This is a genomic window from Nguyenibacter vanlangensis, from assembly GCF_013376155.1.
Classification (GTDB): Bacteria; Pseudomonadota; Alphaproteobacteria; order Acetobacterales; family Acetobacteraceae; genus Gluconacetobacter; species Gluconacetobacter vanlangensis.
On sequence record NZ_JABXXP010000161.1, the window covers coordinates 1 to 5,494 of the forward strand.

Consider the following 5,494-nt stretch of genomic DNA (forward strand, 5'->3'; position numbering starts at 1 on the left):
ACGCGCAGGCGATGTTCTGTCTCGGCCTGCTTCACGACCAGACGGGGGACGGGCCGGACGATCGCCGGCGGGCCCTGGATTTGTTTCGCGGCGCGGCGGAACGGGGGTTCGCGCCGGCGCAATGCATGCTCGGCCGATATCTGGCGCGGGGCCTGGCGGGTGCGGCCGACCCGGCCGAGGCCCGGCTGTGGCTGCACAAGGCCGGGCAGCAGGGCGAAAAGCAGGCCGGCGTGGAACTTGCCTGGTTGGATCGGACGGAGTCGGAATTGATGGGCGCGGAGGGCTGACCGCATGATGGACCGACGCACGGCGTTTCGCGCTGTCCTGCCCATGGCGGCGCTGTCCCTGCTGTCCGCCTGTTCGGGGATCGGAAAATTCGCGTCCGATACGATAAGTTTCCCGGGCAGTTTCTTGGGCGCCAATCCGAATGCGCCGCACGGCGCGGCCGAAAATCTCCGCCGTGTGCGCGGCGAGACGGTCGCGGCCGCGCCGATTGTGCCCGAACCGGGCAATATCTGGCCCTCCGCGTCCGAGATCCTGTCCGGCGCCGGGGGGCCGGCCATGGCCGGGCCGGCGGTGCAGGCCGAACTGCAGCCCGGCGAAAGCCTCAGCCTGGGCGAGGACGCCGAGATCCGCAACGGCATGCAGATCGCGACCAATCCCGTCCCCAGGACGAAAACGCCCGATTTTGCCGGCGCCGGCCATGCACCCGCCGCCGGACGCGCCGTCATCATTCCCAACGGCGACGGCACGAGCACCGTCATTTCGCCCACCGGGGTGGTGCGAACGATAAAGGACAAGACATATCAATGACCGATCGGAACAGGACGATACATCCCTCTCCTTCCTGACCTTCACGCCCCCCGCGCCCCGTCCGGACGGACGCGCCGCTGCCGGAAATTATATAAATACAAATAAAATAACGACGAATCAGGACAGCCCGCAGGATGCGGGACGTTCGGTGCTGGAATACGAATCCGGATATGAAGAAAGTTAAAAATATAGAATATTGAAGTAAATTTCCAAAAATTATCCGATACGTGCTTTTACTATCGCGAAATGTCCGATACCATTTCCCCGCCGGACGTGGCTCCGGATACCGTATCCAGTGCGAAACGGTACAAGGACAACTGCACAGGGAACAGTGTCGTGTCTGACAATACAAATGACCAGTTTACACCAGCGGATTACACGCTTGACGGCATGGCCTACGTGAACGCGGCCGATTTCGTCGAAATGGCGGCGGGCCCCGAACCCGTCGCGACCGACGCGACGCCGTCGGGTATCGGCTTCAACTATCTGGCGCCGGCCGCCGGTTACTACACGTTCGATTTCTCCTACCAGAACACGGCCGATGCGCCGGCGTACCAGCAATTGACGATCAACGGCAAGGACGCACCCGGTCTGGTCGAATTCGACCAGACTCCGGGGACCTCGACCGGCGGCGCCACCACTACGGTCTATCTGAACCAGGGTCTGAATGCGATCTCGCTGAGCAACCGGACCGGCGATACCGTCAACGGCCTGACCGCGGTGCCTGAATCGGCCCTGCAGGCCAGCCCGGCCTTCACGCTCGGCACCACGACGATCACGCCCGGTTCGCAGCCGTCGCAGGAAACTTCGGCGCAGTCCCTGGCGATGAACAACATGACCGACCTGCAGGCCTTCGTGCAGGGCGAGAGCATGGCGCCGGAACAGCAATGGACCTTTGGCCCCAGCCTGTCGGAACTGCACGTCGCCAGCAATGACGAGCTGAACCAGCTCAACTACAACGCCATCTGGTTCCGCGACGTCACGCCCGGCGATACGGCGCAGACCTATGCGCCCTATTTCAAGTCGAACGAAAGCTTCGACCAGAACGGCGTCCTGCATGTCAATTACGGCGCCTATTCGCCGACCGGCCAGGCCCTGCCGGTGCAGATCCAGGCCGCCTATGCCACCGTTCCGAATCAGGACCTGATCGTCGAGCAGCTTTCGCTGACCAACGAACAGGCCACCGGCACCCAGCCGCTGGTATGGGACGTGATGAACGCCACCGGCCTGAACGCCGGCGAGCAGGAAAGCGCCACCTGGGATTCCGCCCACAATGCCTGGATCGTCCAGGAAAGCCAGGGCAGCGGCAAGGCGCCGCTCTATATGGCGATCGGCGCCTATCAGCCGGACGGCGCCCAGCATGCCGCCGGCACCGACGGCACCGATGTCCGCGGCGACTATCAGCTTGCGTCCGGCGCCAGCGGCAATCCGTCGCTGAACGCGCCCGACCAGGGGATCGTCGGCGGGTTCGAAAATAACGGCACGATGCTGGGCAGCGACAGCAGCGCGTCCGGCACCGGGATCTCGGTGGGCGAATCCTCGGCCGACGTCACGCTGAATGCGGGCCAGACGGTCACGCTGGATTACTACATCACCACCGCCACCAGCCTGAGCCAACTGGACGCGAACCTGGACCTGGCGACCAACCCGGCGGGCACGTCCGCCCCGGCGACTTCCCAGCTTACCGACCAGTCCGGCACCGCCGCCGCCAATTCCTGGATCACCCAGACCGCCAATGCCTGGGACCAGACGCTGAATCAGGCCTATAACCTCGCCGGCTCGTCCTCCGACGTCGCCGTCGGCGGCCAGGCCGCGACCGCCGTCGACGGCCAGACCCTGAATAATGTCGACAGCACGTCGCTGCGCGATGCCTATCGCAGCAGCCTGATCAACATCCTCCAGGCCCAGAGCCCCGAATTCGGCTCGTTCATGGCGGCCACCAATCCGTCCTATCAATACAAGGTCTGGGTGCGTGACAGCGCGGCCACCGCCATCGGCCTGGACGATGCCGGCCTGACCAGCGAGGCCGACAAGTTCTGGCGCTGGATGGCGTCCGTTCAGCAGAACGGCATGAACGCGACCTATAGCGGCAACGCGGCGGGCACGTTCTCGACCAATTACGGCGAATTCGACCAGAACCTGCCGATCGGCTTCGTCGCGCCCGAGAACGATTCGCAGGGCCTGTTCCTGATCGGCTCCTACCGCCATTACGAGCAACTGCTCTCCCAGGGCGACACGGCGGCCGCGCAATCCTTCATCACCGACCCGACCGTGCGCCAGGCGCTGGTCAACTCGGCGAACTGGATCAGCGAGAATATCGGCGCCAACGGTCTCGGCCCGGCCGACTATTCGATCTGGGAGGATATGTACGGCTATCACACCTTCACGCAGGTGACGTATGCCGAGGGCCTGAACGCCGCCGCCCAGATGGCGTCCGCCCTGGGCGAGGGCAATCTGGGCCAGAGCTGGGCCACCGGCGCGCAGACGATCCAGCAGGCGATCCTCCGCCCCACGACCGCGGCGCAACCCGGCCTGTGGAACGCGCAGGAAGGCCATTTCGTCGAAATGCTGAATCCCAACGGCACGGTCGACGACACGATCGACGCGGATACCAACATCGCCGCGGTGCTCGGCCTGGTCTCGCCGACCAGCACCTATGCGGTCGAGAACGACTCGGCGGTGCAGAATGCGCTGACGCAGGACAATTACGGCATCTCGCGCTATCAGAACGACACGTTCTACCAATCGTCGCAATGGAGCCCGGGCGGCACGTACGAAGCCCACGGCCTGTCGCCGTCCTGGCCGCAGATGTCGTCCTATGCCAGCATCCTGTCGCATGACCAGGGCGACCAGACCTATACCAGCAACAGCCTGGACTGGATCGACCAGGCCTATGACAATGGCGGCACGCCGCCGGGCGAATCCTATGACTGGGCGACCGGCCAGCCGATCGAGAGCACCTCGTCCGAACCCGTCACCGCGAGCTGGTACGTCCAGGACATCCTGAACGACACCAACCAGACCAGCACGCTGATGCCCGCGATCACCGGCCAGGCCCCCCAGGCCCCGGCCCAGACCACGGTCGGCGAAACGGTGCAGGGCTTCGGCAGCTATTCGGTGGGCACCGACGCCAGCGGCAATCCCCAGGCGCAGGACATGGTGCTGACGAGCGCCCCGGGCAGCAGCGGCAACACCGCGATCGTGACCAACGCCGCGCCGGCCGGCACGGCGGAAACGATCGACAACAGCGGGGGCGACAACAGCGCGGGCGTGCAGAACCTGGTCGTCAATGGCGGCGCGGGCGACACCAGCGTGCTGACCGGCGATGCCGACAGCATGATCGTCAACAACGCCTCGGGCGATACGGGCAGCCTGCAGGTTGTCGAATCCAGCGGTGCGACGACGACCATCCTGGGCGGGGCGATGACCGGCATCGCCGCTGCCGGCACCACCAACCTGACCCTGGGGTCGGAACCCGGCACCAGCAGTTCCTATGCCTATATCACCGGCGGCACCTATGATTCGGCCGACCAGGTCAACATCACGGCCGAAGGCGGCGCGGGCAACCTGGACAGCGTGGACAACCAGGGCAACGCCCATGCCGACGTGACGGTCTCGGGCCAGACGGACCTGCTTTATACCGGGCGGGACACCACGCTGAACCTGGGCGGAGCGGGCCAGACGACCACCATCAATTCGCTGGGCAACGACGACATCCATATGAACGGCGCCGACGTCAACGTCGCCTCGACCACCGGCGGCTTCGACACGTTCTATGGCGGCACCGGCACCATGACGATCGATGCCAGCCAGTCGATCGGCTGGACGGCCGAAACCTATGTCGGCAGCCAGCAGAGCGGCGGTTCGCTGACCTTCACCGGCGGCGCGGCCACCGACTACATCACGCTGGGCAATGAAAGCAGCGCCGCCATTACGGCCGGCGCCGGCAACATGGACCTGACGGCAGACGACCCGACGGGCGTCTGGGCCAACGTCGCCGCATCGGCCGCCGCCGACCTGAATTTCGGCTCGGGCCTCGGCAATTCGATGATCTACGGCTTCGACGGCGCCAAGGACATGGCGACCATCCAAGGGGTCACCGGGATGTCCATCTCGGGCGGCAACCTGGTGCTGGACCTGCAGAACCAGCACACGATCACCTTCTATAACGTCGATTCGACGCAGGGCATGACCATCGCGGCCTGATCCGGCGACGGGACAGGGGGAAGGGCGCCTTCGGGCGGCCTTCCCTTCGTTGTTCAATCGCGCGGACAATCCCCCAATGGTCCGCCGCGTTCGTCGCGGCGGTTTTTTTGTCCCGCCCGCATGGAGGGCGATTGACGGGCCGGACGCGCTTCTCTAAATCACAGCCCGCTGTGGCGGACGTAGCTCAGTTGGTAGAGCGCCAGGTTGTGGTCTTGGATGTCGCGGGTTCGAGCCCCGTCGTTCGCCCCAGCGATTCCCTTTGAACGCATTTCTTCATGACCGGTCCGCGCGGGTGGCCCGGCCGAACAATTGCGCCAGCCCGTCTTCCAGGCCGATCGGCACGACGCCCAGTTCCCGCACCATCGCTTCGGTCGAAAACGCCTTGTCTTCCAGCAGGCGGCGGATTTCCGCGCGTCCGACCGCGGGCAGGCCGGGCAGGATGCGCGTGGCGCGCGCCGCCGCCATCATCGCCCAG

Annotated in this window: 2 protein-coding genes, 1 tRNA gene and 2 pseudogenes; 4 read left to right on the forward strand and 1 reads right to left on the reverse strand. The window is 65.2% G+C overall.

Going from position 1 to position 5,494, the window contains the following annotated elements:
• From HUK84_RS09490 to HUK84_RS09505, 4 genes and pseudogenes are all read left to right on the forward strand, one after another.
• A pseudogene (locus tag HUK84_RS09490) lies at positions 1-287 on the forward strand (sel1 repeat family protein); the annotation flags it as partial.
• Between the two features lie 4 nt (positions 288-291).
• Positions 292-813, forward strand: coding sequence for a hypothetical protein (locus HUK84_RS09495; protein ID WP_176640079.1), 522 nt, complete (start codon positions 292-294; stop codon positions 811-813).
• Between the two features lie 336 nt (positions 814-1,149).
• Positions 1,150-5,019 (forward strand): glycoside hydrolase family 15 protein, encoded by a 3,870-nt coding sequence (locus HUK84_RS09500; protein ID WP_176640080.1) that lies wholly within the window; start codon positions 1,150-1,152, stop codon positions 5,017-5,019.
• A 173-nt stretch (positions 5,020-5,192) separates the two neighbouring features.
• Positions 5,193-5,268, forward strand: a tRNA-His gene (locus tag HUK84_RS09505).
• Positions 5,269-5,292: 24 nt separating this feature from the next.
• Here HUK84_RS09505 and HUK84_RS09510 read toward each other — a convergent pair.
• Positions 5,293-5,494, reverse strand: a pseudogene (locus HUK84_RS09510) (NADH-ubiquinone oxidoreductase); the annotation flags it as partial.

What these genes read in the sequence shown, in the direction of transcription:
- HUK84_RS09495 (WP_176640079.1), top strand. Translation starts at nt 292, where the DNA reads ATGATGGACCGACGCACGGCGTTTCGCGCTGTCCTGCCCATGGCGGCG.